This is a genomic window from Paenibacillus woosongensis (assembly GCF_009725165.1).
GTDB lineage: Bacteria > Bacillota > Bacilli > Paenibacillales > Paenibacillaceae > Fontibacillus > Fontibacillus woosongensis.
The window spans coordinates 174,840-195,720 of record NZ_WNZW01000006.1 but is presented as its reverse complement, the minus strand read 5'-3'; the positions used below and the strand labels follow the sequence as shown (position 1 = coordinate 195,720).

21 protein-coding genes are annotated in these 20,881 nt (G+C 52.1%); 6 read left to right on the top strand and 15 right to left on the bottom strand.

Going from position 1 to position 20,881, the window contains the following annotated elements; genetic code table 11:
• Positions 1–218: 218 nt before the first annotated feature.
• The 6 genes from GNP95_RS16215 to GNP95_RS16190 form a co-directional block, all read right to left on the bottom strand.
• Positions 219–560, bottom strand: coding sequence for a hypothetical protein (locus tag GNP95_RS16215; RefSeq protein WP_155611897.1), 342 nt, complete (start codon positions 558–560; stop codon positions 219–221).
• 47 nt (positions 561–607) lie between these two features.
• Positions 608–2,062, bottom strand: coding sequence for an MDR family MFS transporter (locus tag GNP95_RS16210; RefSeq protein WP_155611966.1), 1,455 nt, complete (start codon positions 2,060–2,062; stop codon positions 608–610).
• A 120-nt stretch (positions 2,063–2,182) separates the two neighbouring features.
• Positions 2,183–3,718: an ABC transporter ATP-binding protein gene (locus GNP95_RS16205; RefSeq protein WP_196427209.1), complete on the bottom strand. Its 1,536-nt coding sequence runs from the start codon at positions 3,716–3,718 to the stop codon at positions 2,183–2,185.
• Between the two features lie 17 nt (positions 3,719–3,735).
• Positions 3,736–4,281, bottom strand: coding sequence for an ECF transporter S component (locus tag GNP95_RS16200; RefSeq protein WP_155611965.1), 546 nt, complete (start codon positions 4,279–4,281; stop codon positions 3,736–3,738).
• Positions 4,282–4,407: 126 nt separating this feature from the next.
• Positions 4,408–5,166 carry an energy-coupling factor transporter transmembrane component T family protein gene (locus tag GNP95_RS16195; protein ID WP_155611895.1) on the bottom strand — a complete coding sequence of 253 codons (759 nt, stop codon included), beginning with the start codon at positions 5,164–5,166 and terminating at the stop codon, positions 4,408–4,410.
• Positions 5,160–5,735, bottom strand: a complete 576-nt coding sequence (locus tag GNP95_RS16190; protein WP_155611894.1) for a GNAT family N-acetyltransferase — start codon at positions 5,733–5,735, stop codon at positions 5,160–5,162. Before GNP95_RS16190 ends, GNP95_RS16195 begins: the two co-directional genes overlap by 7 nt.
• 185 nt (positions 5,736–5,920) lie before the next feature.
• Here GNP95_RS16190 and GNP95_RS16185 point away from each other — a divergent pair, with 185 nt between their 5' ends.
• Entirely contained in the window at positions 5,921–6,868 is a 948-nt protein-coding gene (locus tag GNP95_RS16185; protein WP_155611893.1) for an alpha/beta hydrolase, read from the top strand.
• On the opposite strand, the gene GNP95_RS26445 is transcribed toward GNP95_RS16185, so the two are convergent.
• Positions 6,769–6,990 carry an aspartyl-phosphate phosphatase Spo0E family protein gene (locus GNP95_RS26445; RefSeq protein WP_269058986.1) on the bottom strand — a complete coding sequence of 74 codons (222 nt, stop codon included), beginning with the start codon at positions 6,988–6,990 and terminating at the stop codon, positions 6,769–6,771. The genes GNP95_RS16185 and GNP95_RS26445 overlap by 100 nt on opposite strands.
• 236 nt (positions 6,991–7,226) lie before the next feature.
• Positions 7,227–9,263, bottom strand: coding sequence for an endonuclease MutS2 (locus tag GNP95_RS16175; protein WP_413773753.1), 2,037 nt, complete (start codon positions 9,261–9,263; stop codon positions 7,227–7,229).
• A 549-nt stretch (positions 9,264–9,812) separates the two neighbouring features.
• Here GNP95_RS16175 and GNP95_RS16170 point away from each other — a divergent pair.
• Complete coding sequence (locus GNP95_RS16170; RefSeq protein WP_155611892.1) at positions 9,813–11,669, top strand: LTA synthase family protein; 1,857 nt, start codon at positions 9,813–9,815, stop codon at positions 11,667–11,669.
• A gap of 120 nt (positions 11,670–11,789) precedes the next feature.
• On the opposite strand, the gene GNP95_RS16165 is transcribed toward GNP95_RS16170, so the two are convergent.
• Positions 11,790–13,151, bottom strand: a complete 1,362-nt coding sequence (locus GNP95_RS16165; RefSeq protein ID WP_155611891.1) for an MATE family efflux transporter — start codon at positions 13,149–13,151, stop codon at positions 11,790–11,792.
• A 306-nt stretch (positions 13,152–13,457) separates the two neighbouring features.
• Here GNP95_RS16165 and GNP95_RS16160 point away from each other — a divergent pair, with 306 nt between their 5' ends.
• The 4 genes from GNP95_RS16160 to GNP95_RS16145 all read left to right on the top strand — a co-directional run bounded on the left by GNP95_RS16160 (position 13,458) and on the right by GNP95_RS16145 (position 16,890).
• Positions 13,458–14,351 (top strand): AraC family transcriptional regulator, encoded by an 894-nt coding sequence (locus tag GNP95_RS16160; RefSeq protein WP_155611890.1) that lies wholly within the window; start codon positions 13,458–13,460, stop codon positions 14,349–14,351.
• Positions 14,352–14,469: 118 nt separating this feature from the next.
• Complete coding sequence (locus GNP95_RS16155; protein WP_155611889.1) at positions 14,470–15,330, top strand: DegV family protein; 861 nt, start codon at positions 14,470–14,472, stop codon at positions 15,328–15,330.
• 232 nt (positions 15,331–15,562) lie between these two features.
• Positions 15,563–15,970, top strand: a complete 408-nt coding sequence (locus tag GNP95_RS16150) for a hypothetical protein (RefSeq protein ID WP_155611888.1) — start codon at positions 15,563–15,565, stop codon at positions 15,968–15,970.
• A 212-nt stretch (positions 15,971–16,182) separates the two neighbouring features.
• Positions 16,183–16,890: an AIM24 family protein gene (locus GNP95_RS16145; protein ID WP_155611887.1), complete on the top strand. Its 708-nt coding sequence runs from the start codon at positions 16,183–16,185 to the stop codon at positions 16,888–16,890.
• A gap of 981 nt (positions 16,891–17,871) precedes the next feature.
• On the opposite strand, the gene GNP95_RS16140 is transcribed toward GNP95_RS16145, so the two are convergent.
• The 6 genes from GNP95_RS16140 to GNP95_RS16115 all read right to left on the bottom strand — a co-directional run bounded on the left by GNP95_RS16140 (position 17,872) and on the right by GNP95_RS16115 (position 20,881).
• On the bottom strand, positions 17,872–18,258 hold the full coding sequence (locus tag GNP95_RS16140) for a rhodanese-like domain-containing protein (protein WP_155611886.1): 387 nt from the start codon (positions 18,256–18,258) through the stop codon (positions 17,872–17,874).
• 27 nt (positions 18,259–18,285) lie between these two features.
• Positions 18,286–18,642, bottom strand: coding sequence for a rhodanese-like domain-containing protein (locus tag GNP95_RS16135; protein WP_155611885.1), 357 nt, complete (start codon positions 18,640–18,642; stop codon positions 18,286–18,288).
• 119 nt (positions 18,643–18,761) lie between these two features.
• A complete protein-coding gene (locus tag GNP95_RS16130; protein ID WP_155611884.1) occupies positions 18,762–19,073 on the bottom strand; it encodes a rhodanese-like domain-containing protein in 312 nt (103 codons plus the stop codon).
• Positions 19,074–19,113: 40 nt separating this feature from the next.
• The gene (locus GNP95_RS16125; protein WP_155611883.1) at positions 19,114–19,380 is read right to left on the bottom strand and encodes a metal-sensitive transcriptional regulator; all 267 of its coding nucleotides are present in this window, start codon (positions 19,378–19,380) and stop codon (positions 19,114–19,116) included.
• Positions 19,381–19,535: 155 nt separating this feature from the next.
• The gene (locus GNP95_RS16120) at positions 19,536–20,330 is read right to left on the bottom strand and encodes a sulfite exporter TauE/SafE family protein (protein WP_155611882.1); all 795 of its coding nucleotides are present in this window, start codon (positions 20,328–20,330) and stop codon (positions 19,536–19,538) included.
• Positions 20,331–20,650: 320 nt separating this feature from the next.
• Complete coding sequence (locus GNP95_RS16115; protein WP_019635217.1) at positions 20,651–20,881, bottom strand: sulfurtransferase TusA family protein; 231 nt, start codon at positions 20,879–20,881, stop codon at positions 20,651–20,653.

The window sequence follows — 20,881 nt, the reverse complement described above, 5'->3', positions numbered from 1 at the left end:
AGCTGCGCTGAATTCAAGCGTAAGCAGTTAATGCTACACGCTGTATTCGAACGCTAGCGTAATGCTGCTTTGAGTCCGGCGTAAGTAGTTTGACACCGCACTGAGTTCGAGCGCAAATAGTCGGCACTGCGTTGCGCTTGAACCAAGCACAACAAGGCTGCATCCGTCCGCCAGGCGGGGTGCAGCCTTGTTTGTATCCTGCAGCAATCGTTGCCGGATTATGGATTGGTAATGCGTTGAAGCGCCTGGGCGCACTCGTGAATATGCCGAACGTAATCCTCGGTCAGATTCTGGACTTGCTCGGACTGCTCATTCACCGTCGCACCCTCTCGCTCCACATCTACCAGCTGCACCTTCACTTCCCGCCGGTCCATATAGGTACACTGAAAGTCAAAGGAATAATCCTGGCGCCCTTCCGCGTTGATATGTATCCGCAAGCCGTAAGGGTCGGCAAGATCAGCCTGGACGATGGATGTATCTCCCGGATTCAGATAATCCGGCAATTGCTGCTGCCAGGCCTCGACTAATGTTCCTTGATCGACGAGCATTTCCTCATTCATCCTAACACCTCCCCTTTTCAGTTAAGGTGTGTCAAATGCTGCCTATTTTATGCATGATCCTCTTCGGCAGCCTGAGGCGCGCGGTTTCTCAGCCCGAATACCGAGAGCACCCCGGCAACCGCCAGCACGGCCATGACGATGAACAGCGTGTGCAGGCTGTTTTGCAGCACATGCTTGAGCTCGCTCCACAGCTCCGGTGACAGCCCATGGACCTTCTCCGGAGACAACAGGTTGTTGATGTCGTCCTGGGATACCTCAAGTCCAGACGCTTTTCCAGCCGAAGTCTGGGCCACGATGCGCAAGTTGATCAGCGTGCCGAACACGGCAACCCCGATCGTCTGCCCGATCGATTTCGTAAACGTATTAAGAGCGTTCGACGCTCCCCTCAAGCTGTAGCCGACCGATGACTGGGCAATGATCGTATATACCGTAAAAGATAAGCCGAAGCCAACTCCGTACATCGCGTTGAAGAACAGCAGCAGGTAAAGCGGCGTATTCTCAGTCATAAACGCGATTCCCGCCGCTCCGATGGCAATCAGCACCATTCCGATCAGGGAGGTATAGCGGGAGCCTTTGCTAATAATCCAGCGCGCGCCGTATACGGAGCCAAACAGCCAGCCAATCGACATCGGCGCTAGTATGAGCCCGGACATCGTGGCATTCTTCCCCAGCACTCCCTGAACCCATAGGGGCAGATAGGAGGTCAGGCCGATCAGCAGGGCGCTGCCTACGAGACTCGCGAGATTAGAGTAAGCGATGTCTTTGACTTTAAACAGCTTCAGCGGCACAAGCGGCTCTTCCGCCCGGTTCTCTACGATCAGAAACAGAGCGAGAGAGATGACAGCGACAGCCATGATAGCCAATAGCCACGGCGAAGTCCAGGCAAACTGCTGTCCGCCCGTAGCGAGCCCGAACAAAAGCGCCGTGACCCCCACCGTAAAAGTGACCGCCCCGCTGATATCGATTTTGACCTTGCGCTTCTCGATGTTCTCATGCAAAAACTTCATTATAAATATTAACGATAGCAGACCGAACGGGACATTGAAGCCGAACACCCACCGCCAATTGAAATAATCGACAACGTACCCGCCCAGCAGCGGGCCGACGAGCGAGGAGATTCCCCATACCGAGCTGATCATGCCCTGAACCTTCGCTCTTTCCTCGATGGAATAAATGTCGCCGATGATCGTAAACGTAACCGGAATCAGCGCACCGGCTCCGATCCCCTGCACCGCACGGAACAAAATCAGCTGTTCCATGCTCTGCGAGAGTCCGGATAACAACGATCCCGCCAAAAACAATACGGAGCCGATAATAAAGACGGGCTTTCTGCCATAAAGGTCGCTCATTTTGCCGAAAATCGGAGTGGAGACAGCCATCGTCAGCAGATAGGCGGTAAATACCCAGCTCAGCAGCGCCACTCCGCCCAATTCACCGACAATCCTTGGTCCGGCTGGCCCGATCACGGTGCCTTCGATGGCCGCAAGGAACGTGGACAGCATTAAGCCGCCCAAAATATAATTTCGTTTCAATGGTTTGTTCAAAGGGGATTACTTCCTTTCCGAGTGAAAGTATGCAAGTTAATAGTATAAAGGAAGCCCCAATAAAAAGGAAGGAGCAGGCTACAGCTGCAGCCTGCCCCGATCCAAGGTCCAAACCGATAAATTCTCGCCCGCAAAACATTCCGGCTCATGGGTAATGATGATTACAGATGCTCCCTCATCCACTGAGCGCCGGCATAATGCAGCCAGAATCCCGGCTCCCCTGTAATCCGCCCCGGCGGTGGGTTCATCCAGTATATACAGCTTCTTCGGCACAATCATGGCTGCAGCTGCACTGAGCAGGCGCTTCTCCCCGCCGCTAAGCAGATACGGGGAATCATCGGCTCGCCCGGCAAGCCCGATCACCTGCAGAAGCTCCGCAGCACGTTCGGCGACATGCTGCGGCAGCGGCGCCCCCGGCTTCAGGCGGAGCTGAAAGCGCGGTCCGTACAGAAGCTCCTCCAGCACCGTAGCAGCCACGAACTGGTGCTCCGGCTGCTGAAAGACATATCCGATATCAGCGGCGAGGTCGTACAGCTTCAGCTTCGCAGCGTCCTTCCCTTCCCACCATATCGTTCCACGGGGAGGGGACAGTAGACCCATAAGCAGCCTGGACAATGTCGTCTTGCCCGAACCATTGTCTCCGCAGAGCAAGCGCCACTCCCCGGCGCCTAGCGTCAGGTTCACATTCTGCAGCACCGCCGGCCCGGCTTTGCCATAGGCAAAGGACAGGCCTTGGATCTGAAGCAGCGGCGCGCTTGCCGATTCGGGCTGGCGGCGGTAAGCTGCAGCGGGGCTGGCGGCGACTGGGGCTGCCGTTAATGGCAGCCCCTCTGCTTGCGGCAGCGCCCCTGGCGCAGCTGCCAAAGCCCCCTGCGGCAGCACGCCCAACTCGGCCAGACGCGTACGCTGCGTGCTCAGCAGCGGTGCCGTCGGCCCGTCGAGCGCGACTCTGCCGCCGTCCATCACAATGAGCCGCGGCGCCGCCTGCGCCAGCTCGTCAAGCCGGCCGGACACCGTAACGATCGTCCGGCCCTCCCCATGCAGCTGGCGCAGCAGAGCCAGAAACCGCCGCCGCGATGTCGCGTCCAGACTCGCCACCGGCTCGTCGAACACGAGCACCGGCGGCGCCAGCGCCAGCACGGCCGCGATGGCCGTCCGCTGCCGCTGGCCGCCTGACAGCGCATGAACGCTGTCATGGCGCCGCTCTGCGAGATCCACCGCGGCAAGCGCGTCCGTGACCCGCTCATCGACTTGGGCCACGTCCAGGCACAGGTTCTCGGGGCCGAAGGCGACCTCGTCCTCCACCCGGCCCTGCACTAGCTGGGCATCGGGATCCTGGAACACGATCCCGATACGCTGTACCACCTCAGCAATGGCGGCCTCGGCCGGATCAAGCCCGTCCACCAGCAGAACGCCTTCGCGGCATCCCCCGCCCGCCCGCGGCAAGTAGCCGCTGAGCAGCTGAGCGATCGTCGATTTCCCGCTCCCGCTGTGGCCGGTAATGGCAACCCACTCCCCGGTGCGGATTGCGAAAGTAACATTCTCTACCGCCGGCTTCCCGCCCGCCTCATAGCGAAAGGTGACGCCCCGCAGCTCCAACGCCGCTGTATCCATGGCTGCCTCCAATTCCATCAGTTCTTGCTGGCAACAGCAAAACGCCGGAGCAATCCGCTTCGAGCCAAGGCGTCTCCCAACAGCTTAGTGAGCAAGCCGCACAGCACCACTCCGCTAAGCGTGCGGACAACGAGGGCGATCAGAAGGATATTCATTCCCCACTTCGTGTATCCGTACATTTGCGCGGCGACAAAAAACCAAATCGGCACCATCGCTCCCCCGGCAAGCAGCATCACCGGCCAACCCCAATTGCGGTATTTGAACATCGCGAAAATCAACTCCGCAATAACCATGTAGCAGGCCGCAGCCGCAAAACATGAAACAATCCCGTAGGCGGTTCCCATGAAGGATTGAACAACCGCACCGATGCTGTATGTAATGACCGCGGTTCCCGGTTTACGAATAACATAATAAGCAAGAAGCCCGTAAATCATATATAGCCCGGTTATCGTGGAGGTCAGCACCGGCCCCCCAATACTGTTCAGCGCCTGATTGACGGGAGACAAATATACCGTCATGACCGCATTTGCTGCAGCCAGCATCGCCATGAGTACGATATCCATCGTCGTAAAAGCGGCGAAGACCGTTCTTGCTGCGTTCCCTTTGTTCACTGCAATCTTCCTCTCGTTTACTAATTGTTAACCACATAGATGAATTTAGGTTAACAATCAGAATTCGTCAAGACTTTTTTAAACGAGCATAAGAATCAGCAGAGCTGCAACGCTGGCTGCGGAAACGACATAGCCGCTCAGCCCCATCTCCGCCTCACGAAGATAAGTGCGGTTCCCATAGGCCCCAAAACCCTTGCCATCCATTGCCCCGGCGGTCTGCTGCACACGGCGAATCGCCCCGGCAAAGATCGAGAACAAATGGCTGCGCCCCATTTGCATGCGTTCCGACATACCGGCGGGGGCACGTCCGCCGCGAATCCGGCGTGCAGCCCCGGAAATTTTAGCCTCAGCCTCCAGCAGGGGCAGGAACGTAAGCGCCATCGACACGCCAAACAGGAAGCGGTAAGGCAGCTTCAGACGCTGAGCCATAATGACGATAAAATCCTTGGGGTCCGTGGATTCAATATAAATAAGCGACGAGAGGAATAAAACCATCATGCGCAGCGTAATCGCCGCCCCATACAGCACCCCGCCTTCCGTAACCGGAATCGGCCCCAGGCTGAAATAGGCTTGTCCTTCCGCCGCAGATATCGAGGTTAGAATAAACAGCGGCAGTCCGAAGCCTGCGATAAACAGGGCCCTCCTCCCAAGCCGCGCAGCATTCATGCCCGCTCCAGCTAAAGCCGCTGCCAGTAGGAGCAGCAGCATTACAGCCTGCGGAAGCGGCCGATCGATGCTCATCGCCAGAATAGCCAGACAGAACAGGGCGACCAGCTTGCTAAGCGGATCGAGCCGCCGCAACGGGAATTTGCTGTCCCTGTTATGTTGCTTCACCATGCTTTCCCTCCTGAATAGTATTCCTGCCTAAGCAGCGAGAACATCAATAGATCCACGAAGCCTTCCTCCGTTTTCTGGTACTGCCGCAGCAGCCCTTCCTCAGTGAAATCAAAGGCTTGCAGCAGTCCTCTGGAAGCGGTATTGCGCGGATCCACCAGCGCTTCGATCCTATTCAGGCCTATCGTCTGATAGCCGTATGACAGCATCATCCGCATCGCTTCGGACATGTAGCCGAATCCCCAATATTCGCGGCCGAGATCATATCCGATTTCCCCGCGGTAAGCCCCCGACAGCTCCCAAACGTTAAAACCGCAGCTGCCGATCAACTGTCCTTCCTCTTTCAGTTCGATTCCCCAGCGCAAAGTGTCCTCGCTTTCCGACAGCCCGTTAAGCAGTTGAATCATTTCTAGGGTATCCTCCACCGAAGCAAACGGCGGAACGTTCATGTATTTAACGACCTCAGGATCGCTCCAGAATAGGAACATCCGCTCCGCATCCGACTGCTCCATCCTTCTCAGGCGAAGCCTTTCGCTTTCAATGACAGGGATATGCCCCCCGCATCTGTACATCCATAACCCTCCTTTAGTGACCCGTATATAGCTAATCACAAACAGGGATGACGAGTCAAAGATATTTTATTCTCCCTAATCCTTTGTAAATTTTTTGGAGCTTCTTCGATTTTCTTGGCCTCGTTTCGGTGATACTATAGTGACAAAGAGATAAAACTGGAAGGAATATAGGAGGATGCCTGCACATGATTTACACCGTATTAGTCGCTATTATACTGGTAGTTATACTGGCTGCCAGTTTCTTGACGCGTTTTGGCTTCCGCCAAATTACGCAGATGAAATTGCAGACATACGAGAATATATTCGATTACCTGGAGAAGACAGGAATTTATTCGCGGGAGCGTTTTGAAACACTCGACAAAAAGGAAGTGAAAGTCACCTCCAAGGACGGGCTTTCCTTGAGCGGGTACGTTCTAGACACTGATCCTGCTTCGAAAAAATGGGTGATTATCGTCCATGGCTACACCGTATCTTCGCATGTATCCGCGCAGTACGTGGACATGTTCCAACAGGAGGGCTTCAATGTCCTGCTCATTGACCAGCGCCGGCACGGTAACAGCGAGGGAACATACACCACCTATGGTTACCACGAAAAATACGATGTGCAGATCTGGGTCGACTGGCTGCTGGACCATTACGGCCGCGACATTACGATCGGCCTGCACGGCCAATCCTTCGGCGGAGGTACCGTTCTGGAGTATCTCTCCATTGCGCATCCCAACGTCAAATTCGTAATCGCGGATTGTCCATACTCCGATTTAACGGAGCTGATGCGCTATCAATTGCAGGTACTAAACAAAATCCCCGCCTTCCCGCTCCTCTCCCTGATTGACAGGCAGCTGGAACGGAAGGCGGGGTTTAGGTTAAAACAGGTAAGTCCGCTTAAAGCGGTTGAGCAAAGCTCTCTACCCGTTATGTTCGTGCATGGTACGGAAGACCGGTATGTACCTACCCACATGAGTAAAGATCTCTATGAACATAAGCCGGAGCCCAAAAGATTGCTGCTTGTGGATGGAGCAGTGCATGCGGACGCCTACAGCGTCGATCCGAAACGGTATTCGGAGGAAGTGCATTCCTTTATCCGCGAAGCGCTGGCTACTCCAGCCGCAAAATCTTGTCTGCCAAGCATTTGATTCTGAGCTTGTACGATATATTTATCGAGGCGCTGGCTTAATTCCAGCACCGCTTCACTGCTAAAATTGCTATTTCCAGCAGCATTCATTAACTCCGCTCGCAGGTGCTCGATGGTGTCCATCAGTTCCCCGCTGACTTTGGGGCGATTGGTGGTCCGGCCCATGCTCTTCAGTGCCTCGTAAGCCATAAGTTCACCTTCTCTCTACTGGTCTACACCATCATAACCCATGATGACAAAAAACATATATTGAAAAATAGAAAAATATTAACAGTATTTGTCGATCTTTAGGAGACGAAGGAGGCCAGGGGACGCATCATCCCCTGGCCTTTGAATTTCAATACCCTATGTTTGAATCGTTAATCATCCTCCGGCCGGCGGACAATCTCCAGTCCCTCCACATGCCTCTTCCGCATCAGTTTGCTTTTCTTCCTGTTCTCCTTCGTCTCAAAGACAATATCCATATCATAGTCTTCCGGATACAGCTCCTCCTTCTTGATATACGGCTTCAGGCGCTTCCTGTTCACTTTGCACTTCTGCTTTTGAATCATGACGCCGACCTGTCCCCGGCTATCCTCTGCTGCGAAGACGATGCCAATTTTACCGTATGCGGTAACCCACACAGCGTCCCCAACTTCAAACACGGGGCGTTGCGGTTCTTCAGCAGCGGTTTCATCTGAGGAGAATTTGCCAATTGCGCTACGATTTTTTTCCGTATATCCGTCATTTGTCTCGTGCCGGTCTTCTTCTGCTTCAGAATTCGCATACCCGTCCTCAAGTCGCTCTGTCTCTGCTTCGGATTCCTTCTTTGTATTTTTGTTACACGGCCTGTATTCCTGTCCATCAAGTTCCCCAGCTGATGCAGCGCCACCCTGCTGAGCCGCCATTTCCCTTGCACGCTCAATAATGCCGGAATAGATTCCGAGATTACTGGCGATTTCGATCGCATAGCTCTGTCCCGCCTGGCCAATCGTCAGGCGATACAGCGGCATTAGTGTCTCCGGGTCAAATTCCATTCGCGCATTCTGGAAACCTTCTGTATGCGAAGCGAACGTCTTCAGCTCGTTAAAATGCGTCGTAACCAGGACAGTCGCCCCCCTGCGGCTAAGCTCCTCAAGAATCGCCATCGATAAGGCGATGCCCTCTCCAGGGTCGGTTCCCGCAGCCAGCTCATCGATCAGCAGCAGCGCATCTGGACCCGCTTCTTGAATCATATGGACAAGACTGCGGATTTGCGCGGAGAAGGTGCTTAAGGACTGCTCTAAATTTTGGCCATCGCCGATCACAGCCATAATGCGGTTGTAAATGGCAAAGCTGCTATTGGCATCCACAGGGACAAGCAGGCCCGATTGCACCATTAATGCGAGCAGACCGAAGGTTTTCAGCACAACGGTTTTGCCGCCCGTGTTCGGACCGGTAATAATAAGCGTCCTGTAGGCAGAGCCGATTTCCAAATCCAGGGGCACCATCGTTTTGAGCAGATGCGGATGCCGGGCTCCGGTAATTCTGCTGGCTCCGTTTTCATTGATCCGAACCGCCGTTCCCCCGATGGCAACCGCATATTTCGCTTTGGCGAAAATGAAGTCATACGTCCCCGTAATCTCAATATTTTGCGACAGCTCGTGCGCCTCCCTCTCTACAAGCTCTGTCAAATACCCCAGTATTTTCGCTTCCTCACGCGCCTCGTCTCCTGCCAGCACCTCCAGCTCGGCCTGCAGCGATGCGACTTCATCCGGCTCTACGAACACCGTCTGCCCGCTCGTAGATTGATCCAGCGTCCTTCCCTTCACCTGCTTGTAATAATCCTTCTTTACGGGGATCACATACCTTCCTCCCCGCATGCTGACCAGATGTTCTTGCAATATAGCAGAATGCCTAGACATCACCGCCTGCAGCTTCTTCTGGATTTTATCCTTCAGCATCCCCATCCTCCGGCGAATCCGATCCAGGTCGCGGCTTGCCCCATCTAGAATAGCGCCATGGCGGATGCAGCGCAGTATTTCCTGCTGAAGATGCGCCAGTTCATACAGCGAGGCGGCATATAAGCCGATCCGCGGCGCGAGCGCTCCTTTGGAAGCCATGTACTTCTTTAACTGGCCACAGCTGTTTAGAAACGTCTGAATCGCTGTAAAGTCCTTCTCCGTGAACAGATATCCTGTACCGAGCAAAGATATGACCGTGTCAATGCCCTCTAACGAAGGCAAAGGAACGCTTGCCCCTGTCAAGAGCAGCTCCTTGGCTTCCGCTGTCTCCTCGATCGCCTGCTCGATCTGCGCTCTCCGCTCCATCGGAACCAGCTTTTGAATGCGCAGCCGCCCTTCATAGGAGACCGCGTAGCTGGCTATTTCCTCCTTAATGCTTTCGTATTCCAGCATGCCGAGTGTAAATTGTTCCACCATTGTGTCAACCTCCGTTTCTTTCCCGTTCATGATTTGCACAACAAAAAAAGGGCGTAAGAATGCACATAGCGCATCCTTAGCCCTTGATTCCTCGCTGCTATACCTTCCGAAAACAAAAAAACCGCGCTGAACTACAGCACGGGATTCATCCTCGATAGATACAAACAGCAAAAAGGCGCTGTATGATGTCCTGCGTGTTCTTAACTAATTCGCAGACTGCAATTCGGGTGCACGAAACCTAGCGCACGCTGCGGCAGCAACGGCACTTCTTCCGTTTCGGATTACAGTCCATATGGAATTTATTAGTTAAGAACGGCCACCAACATCAAATTCTCTCCTTTTGCGAGGTTAATTCTAATTTACCAGCTATTACGGCCCGTAGTCAATGACCAGCCGCTTTCAGCGACATTTTCATCTCACAGTAATATGAGGTATTATATTAAAGTATTTATACACTATGTTAACGGAAGGTAATCGGTATGCAGCCGACTTACACTTCCATCTATATTTTGAAAGGAAGGGAACAAGGTGTCCTTAGTACATCGCATGCGTCGAATCCATACGAAGCCGTTTGTTTTTTTCTCCGTTATCATGATTTTGAAAATCTATATTGCTTGGCTCGCCATCTTCGACGGGGTACAGCCCTGGGGACCGCTGCTGAAGGAAATCCCGTTTATTTGGGTTGCGTTCATGCTGATCGAATGGTTCTCGTCCAAGCGCAAAATCGGGATTTATCTCGCCGTTAATTTCGTGATTACGGCCGTTCTGTTCGCGGCGATTATGTACTACAAATATTACGGCGTATTGGTTACCTATCACGCGCTGCAGCAGGTCAATCAGGTCACCGCGGTCAAGAACAGCGTATTCTCCTTGCTTGACCCTTATTATCTGTTTATTTTCCTTGACATCGTACTGCTTGGTTTCTGGCTCATGCGCAAAAAACGCGCCCACAAGCTCAAGAGCTTCTTCAACCTGGGCCGGGTCCGGGGAAGCGTGGCAGCCGTTATTTTTGCGGTTTCCTTTGCGCTTTGTATTTTTAATATCTGGCCGAATCGAGCCAGCATGAATGAAATCAAGCAGGCCGAGCAAATGGGAATTCTTAATTATGAGACCTACGTCATTTTCAAAAGCAAGGATTCCGCGCTCACCGACAAGAAAGAGATTACGCAAGCCAAAATCGATCAGATCAAGGGCGTTACCGCTCCGGTTGCGGAGCCTGCTCTTTTTGGGGCAGCCCAGGGCAAGAATGTGATCATCATTCAAATGGAATCGTTCCAGAATTTCCTGATCGATTTCAAGCTGGGCGGCCGGGAAGTGACTCCAACGATGAACAAGCTCGCCAAGGAAAATACTTATTTCAAGCATTTCTATCAAATGGTCGGGCAGGGCAACACTTCTGATGCCGAATTCGTTGTGAACACGTCCTTCTATATTCCTTACAACGAAGCGGCTACGCAGAATTACGCCTACAAACAGCTCCCAAGTCTGCCGAAGCTGCTGAAAGAACAGGGCTATGATACAGCCACCTTCCATACGAATGTGGTCGACTTCTGGAACCGCCGTGCATTATATGAAGCGCTCGGATTTGACCGCTTCTATGATAAAACGTTCTTCGGAAGCGAGGATACGGTCTTCTTCGGCCCTTCCGATGAGGTGCTGTACAAGAAAACAGCCGATGAAATTCAAAAAATGCATGACGCAGATCGTCCGTTTTACGCGCAGGTGATATCCATGACCGCACACCATCCGTTCACCCTCCCGGAGGAGAAGCGCTTGTTCCCCCTACCTGAGCGGTATCAGGACAACATGGTCGGCGACTATATTCAGGCGCAAAGTTACGCGGATCACGCGTTGGGCGAATTTATCAACGATTTGAAGCAGCGGGGCATCTGGGACGACAGCATCGTTATCATTTATGGCGACCATCTCGGGCTTCCGATGTACTCCCTGGACAAACAAGGCCTGGAGCTTATGAAGGAAATCTACGGCAAAGAATACAGCTATATCGACATGGTTAACATTCCGCTGATCATTTCGGCGCCTAACGTTTCCGAGCCGGCAGTCGTTAATACGATCGGCGGTCAGGTCGACGTATTGCCAACCTTAGCAAATCTGCTCGGCCTGTCGCTAGACCAGCATATCCATTTCGGCCAGGATCTGTTTAACCAGACCTATAACCTATTGCCGCAGCGCTATTATTTGCCTTCCGGGTCATTCCTGAATGATAAAGCTTTGTTCGTGCCAGGCATCGAGTACCAGGACGGAATTCATTTCCCTTATGACGGTAACGGATCTCAAACTGCGCAAAATTTATCTACGCAAAAAGAGTATGACCGCGCGCTGCAGCTGCTGCATCTGTCCGACAGCTACGTGCGTCAGCTTCCAGACGTTCCTGCAGAATAACTTGAACAAGCGGGCGATTGATTCGCCCCTTCCAGATAAAGCACAATAAGCGGCTGCACATTCGTGTGCGCCGCTTATTGTGTTGTGTAGAACATAATCCATTCCAGAGGATTCCTGCATTTAGGCTGCCTGAAGCTCTGCTTCTTTCATCCGCAAAAATTTCCGTTTTCGCCAGCGGACGTAGCAGAAGATACTTCGGATATATTCATCCGCGATCATGCAGCCGTAAATGGCAACGATCCCCCAGCCGAGTGAAATCCCAAGCAGGTACGAGCAGCCGGTAGCCACGACCCACATGACCGACAGCGACACGTACATCGTATACCTCGTATCCCCTACAGCATTCAGTGCATTCCCCAGCGTCATATTCAGGACTTTGGCCGGCTGCAGCGCCAGATTCAGCCAGAGCAGCGCTCCGCATATCAGCAATATCCCTTCGTCCTGCGTAAACAGTCCCAATATATGCTTGCCGAACAGCACCAGGAGCCAGGTATTGATAATAACCAGCGGCAGCCCTGCCGACAACGAACGGTATACCGCCTTGTAAGCCTCCTTCGTCCGGCCTGCTCCGTACAGATGGGCAATTTGTATCTGTACGGCAAGAGCGAGGGAGAAGCCAAGCAGGAAGCAGAAGGTTTCCAATGTACTCATGTACGTCCTCGCCGCCAGCTCCATGGAGCCGAGCGTAGCTATGAAAGAGTAAATAACTAGCTGTGAGAATACCCAGCTGCCCGAGTTGACTCCGAGCGGCCAGCCGATGACAAGTACTTCCTTGAACAGCTTGCGGTCAAACAGGGAGATGTCGCGAATGCCGATTCTCCGTTCGAAGGCAACCAGGAAAAGAAGGAGCAGCATCACCGTCGCCAGCAAACGGCTCGTCACTGTGGAGATCGCCACCCCGGTCAGGCCGAGCTGCGGAAATCCAAGCTCTCCAAAGATAAAGCCATAGTTCATCACAATATGGATGATGTTCATCGCTACGGCAATGTACATCGGCCCCTTCGTATTGCCGGTGTTGCGAATCGCGGTGCTGAGCGCAGACATCAGCGCGGTCAGGATCATTCCACCGCCGACGATCGAGATGTACGGTATGGCTAGCGGCATCAGCTCCTCAGGCAGCTGCAGCATTCTCGCGATAGGGGCGGGAACAGCCACGAGCATCAGGCTCAGGCCCAGGCCGATCAATGCCGTCACTTTCACCGATATGACAGCGACTGTTCTGGCATCTTCCTCGCGCCTTGAGCCAAGCTTCTGGGCGATGACGATTCCGGCTCCGCTCGCGACGGTAGCAAACAGCGTCGTCAACGCATTGAACAGCTGATTGGAGAAGCCGACAACCGCTACAGCGTCATCTGAGATTCGGCTCACCATCAACGTATCGACGGCGCCCAACAGGAATTGCAGGAACATTTCAATGAAAATCGGCCAGGCCAGAATCCAAAGGCCAAATTTATCTTTCTCTCTACTCCGTATTTTTTTCATTATTACAACCTCCAGTATGGCGGAGAAGATATCAACCATCCGTAATATAACTTGTAAAAGCCGTTATAAAAGTCCCGTTTCGCTTTCGGACGGGGATTCGCATTAAGCTGGCGCAGGCTTCCAGCCGCAGCGTTGCTCCGTTCCTTCAAAAGCAATTCAGGATGCAGATGCCTGACAATCATACTTTTTAACTAACTTTTAGCATGAGACACATTATAGATGTTATATTGGAATGGATGTATCACTCAACCAACTGAATCTTTAAATATTCAAACCTGAATGCAATTGTACTAGGAGGTAGTTCGCATGTCTGTCATTCAATTTACGGTTCCTCCCCTGCCCCATTATATCGCCAGCGGCTTGTCTCTGCTGAGTGCGGGACAAAAGCATCCCAGCCGTCAAAATATCGATGTGTTCGATCTTCTTTTTGTCGACAAAGGCTGTCTCTACATGGGCGAGGAAGGTCGCAGCTATGAAGTCAGCGAAGGGCATGCGCTTATTTTACGGCCGGACAGCTATCACTATGCGGTAGCCGACTGCAAGGAGGATACGCTGTATCATTGGGTTCACTTTCAAACTAGCTCCAGCTGGTCCATCGAGACGGAGAGGTGCGGCGAGCATTTCTGCTCAGGCGACGATCGTCCGGGATATATGCCGGCATCGGCTTTTTCCACATGGACGTTCAGTGTGCCGGTCCCCCAATTTACGAAGGTGGTGCAGCCGCAGAAGCTGAGTGACACCATTACGGAGCTGACCGATCTGAACCGGAGCCTGCATATCTCCGGCGCCAAGCTGCGCCAGCAAACGCTGTTTCAGGAAGTGATCTCCCTCTTGTCCGCCTCCATCGGCATGAACGGACCGTCCCCGCAATCGATTTGCGCGGAGCGGGCCGCCTCGTATCTAAGGGAGCATTACAAGGAACAGTTCTCGGCCAAGAGGCTCGGCGAGAGCATCAACTTTCATCCGGTCTATATCGCCCGCTGCATGCAGAAGGTCTTCGGCTGCTCGCCTGCGGCCTACCTGCAGCGCTACCGGATAGAGCAGTCCAAGCTGCTGCTGCTGCAGAGCAATTACACGGTAGAGCGGATCGCCGAGGAAGTGGGGTTTAACCATCCCGCCTATTTTACCGCCAGTTTTACCAAAATAGAGGGGCTGTCGCCCCGCAAGTATCGTCAGCGCTTTGCCTGGATTAATCAGTAATGGCTCTGACGACAAAATGTGACACGAGTCTTTGCTATAGCTGATCAACTCTACTATAATTCAAGTAGGTCTCTTCTATGATTCATTATGACCAAAACCTATTACTGGGGGAAATACGTTGACACAAGTTAAAATATTCGCGGACAGTATTTCTGACGTACCGAACTCTTGGATCGAACAGTATGATATCGGTATCGTTCCGCTATATGTCGTGTTTGGTGAAACCGCTTATAAGGACAAGCTTGAAATCACCACAACCGACATTTACCGCAGGGTGGATGAAGGCGGAGAGCTGCCCGGGACTGCAGCGCCTTCGCCGGCTGATTTTGTCACAGCCTTCGCGCCCTGCATCGAGCAAGGACAGGACATCGTATTTATCAGCATGTCCTCGAAGCTCTCTTCCACCTACCAGAATGCGCTTATTGCTGCAGAGGAGTTCCCTTCTGGACGTGTAAGGGTCGTTGACTCAATGCACGTATCCGGCGGCGTCGCGCTCCTTGTCATCAAGGCGGCTTTGGCGGCAAAGGACGGTGCCAGTCCGCAGCAGATCGTCGAGCTCGTTGAGGAGTGGCGCGAACGCGTCGAGATGGAAGTGCTTGTGGACAGCCTTGATTATTTGCACAGGGGAGGCCGTGTCTCCAGCGTTCAGCATATGATCGGCAGCCTGCTCAAAATTCGCCCCGTGCTGCGAATCAAGGACGGCTTCGTCATTTCCGCCGATAAATATAGAGGCAAAACGGAGAAGGCTGTCCAGCGGATGCTGCAGCATCTCCTCGACAATTTTCACAAGATCGATCGTGATTTAATTATCGTGGCCCAGACGCTTGCCGAGAAAGCTGCGGGTTACATCCGCACAACGCTGCTGGAGCAGACGGATGCAAAAGAAGTGGCCATTATCGAAGGCGGCTGCGCAATTTCCTGCCATTGCGGCCCTCGTACCGTTGCCATTATGTACATGCGCAAAGCTGCCCAGGCCTAGTTTTTGCCTGGCGAATTTTGTGGAACTTTGCTGAATTTAATAGTGCCTTGATGGACCGCTGTTTTCCCGGTTTGATTGTAATGGCCGGTAAATAGCGGTTTATTTGCTATAATAGTACTCGAAGCAAAGCTGCTTCGACATTGCATATGGAAACTTTTCGAGCAAATACTACGTAATATCTCATAAAGAGGAACTCGTATTTCTAACGGATGACACCGGAGGTGAAAAGAGAATGAAGCAAGGTTTAGTGCGCATCGTCTCCGTCGTACTGGCAGCTGTTTTTTTCGCCGGATTAACAAATGCCTCCCGCGCCGAGGCGGGATATTTCGACGATTTTTTCAAAGGTGTTAAGGTGCTGTCCGAGCTCCCTAATGATATCAATGAAATAAAAGAAAACTATCAGGTCACCCTGGACAAGCTGGAGCAAGCGCAGGGGACATTGGAAGCCTACCGTCAACAGAACGAAGAGCTCATGGCCAGCAACAGGGAGTTGGCCGCAACGGTATCCGCTTTGACCGAAGCCCAGGAAGTCCGCGATGCCAAAGCCCGCAAAACGCGGATTATGTTGATCACGGGCGCCGCTCTTCTTGCAGGTTATTTCATTCTCCTTCGCGTGATTCGCGTTGTGTTGCGGAGGTAATTCCCCAGGGAGTACCGGGCTGGCAGACCTCAGAAGATGCACTGTTTTATGTTCAATAAGAAGCGGAATGCTGAGATAGCGATCTAAGGTGTTGTAATTTTGTAAAACCTTGCAGTTAAGAAGCGCGGTTCTGAAAGGCTTGGGTATCCGGTTGTAGAACTGCTTAAACTTGGTTTTTCGCAAGTGTTTGAGGGGAGAAAGGGGGAACACGGTTGGACATTGAGTATAATAATGAATCCGCTCTGCTGGCCGGGCAGGCGGTTACCTTTCATTTGCAAGACGGGGAAATCGCCCATGTGCTGCATCCGGGGCAAATTATCGCCTTTCGGGGAGCGAGCAGCCTGCGGAGCGACAAGCTGATGAACATGAAAGGAATGTACCGGAAACGCAAGCTGATCCGTGCGGATATCCAGGGCCCCTGCCAATTCGTAGCCTCCCTTCCTCCTTCTGTTTCGATGAAGCCGATTGCGCTTACAGCGGGGAGCGATTTGCTGTACGATTTCAAGCATTTGTTTTTTTATACTGAAGGCGTGCAAATGGAAACCCGGATTCTCAGCATGAAAAACATGATGATCACCCGCGATGCAATCAAAATGAAATTCTCGGGGGAGGGCCTCATCGGAATCCTGACGCAAGGCCAGGTCCTGGAACTGCCGCTTGATCCCGTAGAGCCGATCTACGTGGAGGCAGGCAGCGTCATCGCTTACCCAGAGAACGCCAAACTGGAGCTATCCGTTTACGGTAATCATCTCGCCAGCCAGCATATGCGCTACCAGTGGAAGATGACCGGACGCGGCCATGTTCTCATCCAGGCCGGCTCTGGCAGTCGCGAGCTGGAACGTGACTTGCAGAACGAAGATGGCATCATGAAGCGCTTCTTGCGCGAGGCCATCCCCTTCGGCGGTATCTTTATCAAGTAAGAGGCTCAGACAGACGGGTGATCTGCTCTAACAAGCTCTGGCCAAGCCGGTCAATGGCTGTTCAGTTTCAGAGAGTTGTTCGTAAGCACTGGAGACGGAGTAAGAACCGAGAACAAGGACTGTTTGAAAAGAAACTGAGCAGTCGCTGGGCTTGAGTAGTAACTGAAGTTGCTGAGTATCGTAAACGTGGTTTGAGTAGCTGGAGTTGCTGAGCAGCGTGAACGTGGTTTGAGTAGCTGAAGTAACTTAGTATTGTGAACGTGGTTTAAGTAACTGGAGTTGCTGAGCATCGTGAACATGGTTTGAGTAGCTGAAGTAACTGAGCATCGTAAACGTGGTTTGAGTAACTGGAGTAACTGTTGCAGATGTAACTATAATGGGAACGGTCTTTAGGTTACAGATGAGCTTGGCGAATGCTAACGGACATGAGATCCGCTATTTGTGAAGATATACCCTTTTGACATAGCCTAACGGACAGAGAGGCAGCTATTTACCACATACCTCCTCATTTCCATTCCATTTTAGCGATATAGCGGAACCTGTGTCCGTTGACCTTAGTTTTTTCTGCTTTTTCGCCGAATAGCGGAACTACGGTCCGTTGGTCATCACGGACAGTTGGTTGACCCAACCCAGCCGCTTTCGTTAGCCATCTCAATGATTAGCACTAATCACATTAGCCATTCGCAGCCGCCAGCATTGCCATTTAGAGAGGGATTACGACAGCTCCAGTGATGGGGGAGCTCCAGCTAGCCGGTGAAGACATAGCTCGCTGGTGCAGACATAGCTAGCTGGTATAGCCATAGCGTGCGTTTGGTGCGGTATTGCCATAGCACCATAGCGTGTAGGCACCATAGCTTTGCTGGTACAGCCGCAGCATACTGGTGAAGCTGGCTCTCTAGATCCATTATCACCAGCAGAAACAAGACTAGGGAAGTCCCTGATCCGGGAAATCCCTAGTCCTCTTTACTGCTACGCCGGCATCTACTTCGTGATTTTGCCTCTCCAGGAGCTAATTCCCCCGGCAAGATGGAACAGTTTACTGTAGCCGTTCTTGCCAAGGATTCGAGCCGCGTTCTTGCTGCGCATCCCGCTCTGGCAATAGAGCAAAAGGTCTTTATCCTGCGGAATTTCACCAAGCCGCCCATGCAGCTGAGATAGTGGAATGTTCTTCGCGCCAGGAATATGTCCTCTTCTGTATTCGCCCGTTTCCCTGACGTCGATGAGTACCGGGTCTCTAGAGCTCTGCATTTTATTTCTGAACTGCTCCTCTCGGAGTGTCTTCAAACCGGGAGCAGGCCGTAAACGGGTATATGCGAACCAAACAACTAATAGAATGAATAAAATATTGATTAATGTACCTGTCCCCATGATGGTTAACCACGCTTTCTCTGCTTATTACGCACAGAAGTGCCCACGGACAGCGTATATTCGCCGGAAGCCCCGGCTTTTTAATAGGCGCGCCGCCCGCTTGCTCTTGATGTTGCTGTCTGAGAGAATCAGAATCGGCTCATCCGGTGAGAGTTCGTTGCTCCAAACGAAAGGAAGACGACCGATCGAAATGTTGATCGCCCCTTGTACGTGGCATTCCCGGTAGAACACCTCGTCCCGGACATCGAGCATCCTCGTCTCTTCCGGCAGCTCTGATGCGTTATGCAGAATGTGGGCGTCGACATAAGCCAGCCCTTTTACAGGCAGCAAATTGCGAAGCAGCATGTATGCCAGACCGGCTATTATTAAAACAATGAGCCACATGAGTATTTCTTCCTCCCAAACTCTATGAGCTTAAGCTAAAACTAAACTTGATATCCAATTCAAGAATTAAAGCGGTGTCCGCTAACCCTCTATCCTTTACTCGCCTAAATATATATGGCTTAGACCAACTCGTCTTCCCAAGCCATCAGCCCGCCAGTCATGTTGACGACATTGAAGGCCTTTTCCTCCAGCAGCTCGCAGGCTAGTCCGCTGCGGTTGCCGCTGCGGCAAATCACGATAAGCTCCTCATCCGCATCCAGTTCACGCAGTCTCTCCAAGACTTGTCCAAGCGGAATATGCTTCGCTCCTTTAATATGGCCTGCCGCCCATTCTTCCGGTTCACGGACGTCCAGCATCTTGACCGACTCGCCCTTCTTCAAGCGTGCGGATAGCTCTTGCGGCGAAATCTCCTTGCTTACTCGTCCTGCCATCGTGATCTCTCTCCTGTCTATTTTAAAAAATTCTGAATTATTACCGGCTTTTGACCAGCAGCTCGATCGCTTCCTTCACGATTTTATCGGTGTTCCCGCCTGACGATTGCTCCTCCAGAATGCACTGCTGCAAATTTTCGGCTACGATTTGGGCGATAGCCCGATCCGACGCATTGCGGACCGCTGACAGCTGGCTTACCACTTCCTTGCAGGATTTTCCTTCATCCATCAAACGCAGAACTCCCCGCACTTGTCCTTCTATTCTTCTCAGGCGCCGTTTTAAATCCTCGTTATAATTGTAGTCCATTAAGGTTCACTCCATTTCATTCACTTAACCTATACACCTAAGGGTATATTATTCGAAAATAACAGCCAGCGCAATCTTCAACCGCAATCCAGCTGAGGAAATAACCCCCATAAACCATTCAGCAAATAGCAAATGAAATAATGTGAATTCAAGCCTTACAATATCGACATCCACACCTTAATGGCAGTCAATGCGATTAAAACAATAAGCCCGTACCGCAAATATTTGACGTTCATTTTCGCGCTGAGCCAAGAACCAAGCGGCGCGCCAAGCAAGCTGCCGATGACGGTGAACAGCGTAGCCTCCCAGGGGATGGCCGCTGTGGTCAATTTGCCGGCTACACCGCCGATCGCTGATATGAACACGATTGCCAAGGAAGAAGCAATTGTAATACGGGTCGGAATCTTCATGACCGTCAGCATGACAGGGATCAGAATAAATGCGCCGCCGGCGCCAACGATTCCCGAGACGATGCCGACCAGAAACGATATAATAACAGCGAACGCCCGATTAAATACGATAGGCTGGCCAGCCGCTTCCCCTTCTTTGCCTTTGCTTGGGATCAGCATCAGGATAACCGCAATGATGGCCAGAACCCCGTAAATGATGTTGATGATCCTGCCGTCCAGGTATCCGGAGACAAGCCCTCCGGCGAGGCTCCCGAACAAAATCCCGGCGCCCATATATACTACAAGGCCTTTATGAATGACGGCCGCTTGACTTTTGCTGTTTTTGAGATACGTCAGCACGCCGGCAAGCGAGGCAAAGAACACCTGAAACATGCTGATCGAAGAGACTTCCTGACCCGAAAAATCCGCAACGCCAAACGCCGAAGGAACGAAAAGCAATAGTGGAAACGACACGATCGCTCCGCCTATTCCGAGAAGCCCCGAAAAGAAGGAACCAATTAATCCGAGCATTAGCATGACAATGAATAACAGAAAATCCATAGCTCCCTCCTTTCCGATTGCTTTACCGAAGCCGGTCCCCCAACATTTATGGCTGTACGAATTGAAAATAATAAGTTATACTCAAAACCAAGTAAACTTATATGAAAAAGGTGAAGTCATATGCTAAAAGCGTTTCGCGCCCTTTTCGCCAATCGCTGTCCTCAATGCCAGCGGACTATGCAATCACGGCAGGATAGCCTGCACGTGCTAAAGTACTGTCCACAAGGCCACTATAAAGAAGAAACTTATGCCACCCTCGGCGTGCGCATCGTCTACGATTCGAAATAAGCAATCAGCGGACAAAGCCGTGTTCGCTGATTTTATTCATTTTTTTTCACCAGAAAAGTGTAGACGCCGTCCTTCTCTGAATGCTTAAGCAGCTCATGGTTCGTTTGCTTAACCCAAGCCTGAAAATCATTCAGGGAGCCCTTGTCCGTAGAAATGACTTCCATAATTTCTCCCGGATTCAGCTCATCTAACGCTTTCTTTGCCTTTACGATCGGCATAGGACACATCAATCCTGTTGTATCGACTTTTTTGTTGCTTTCCAC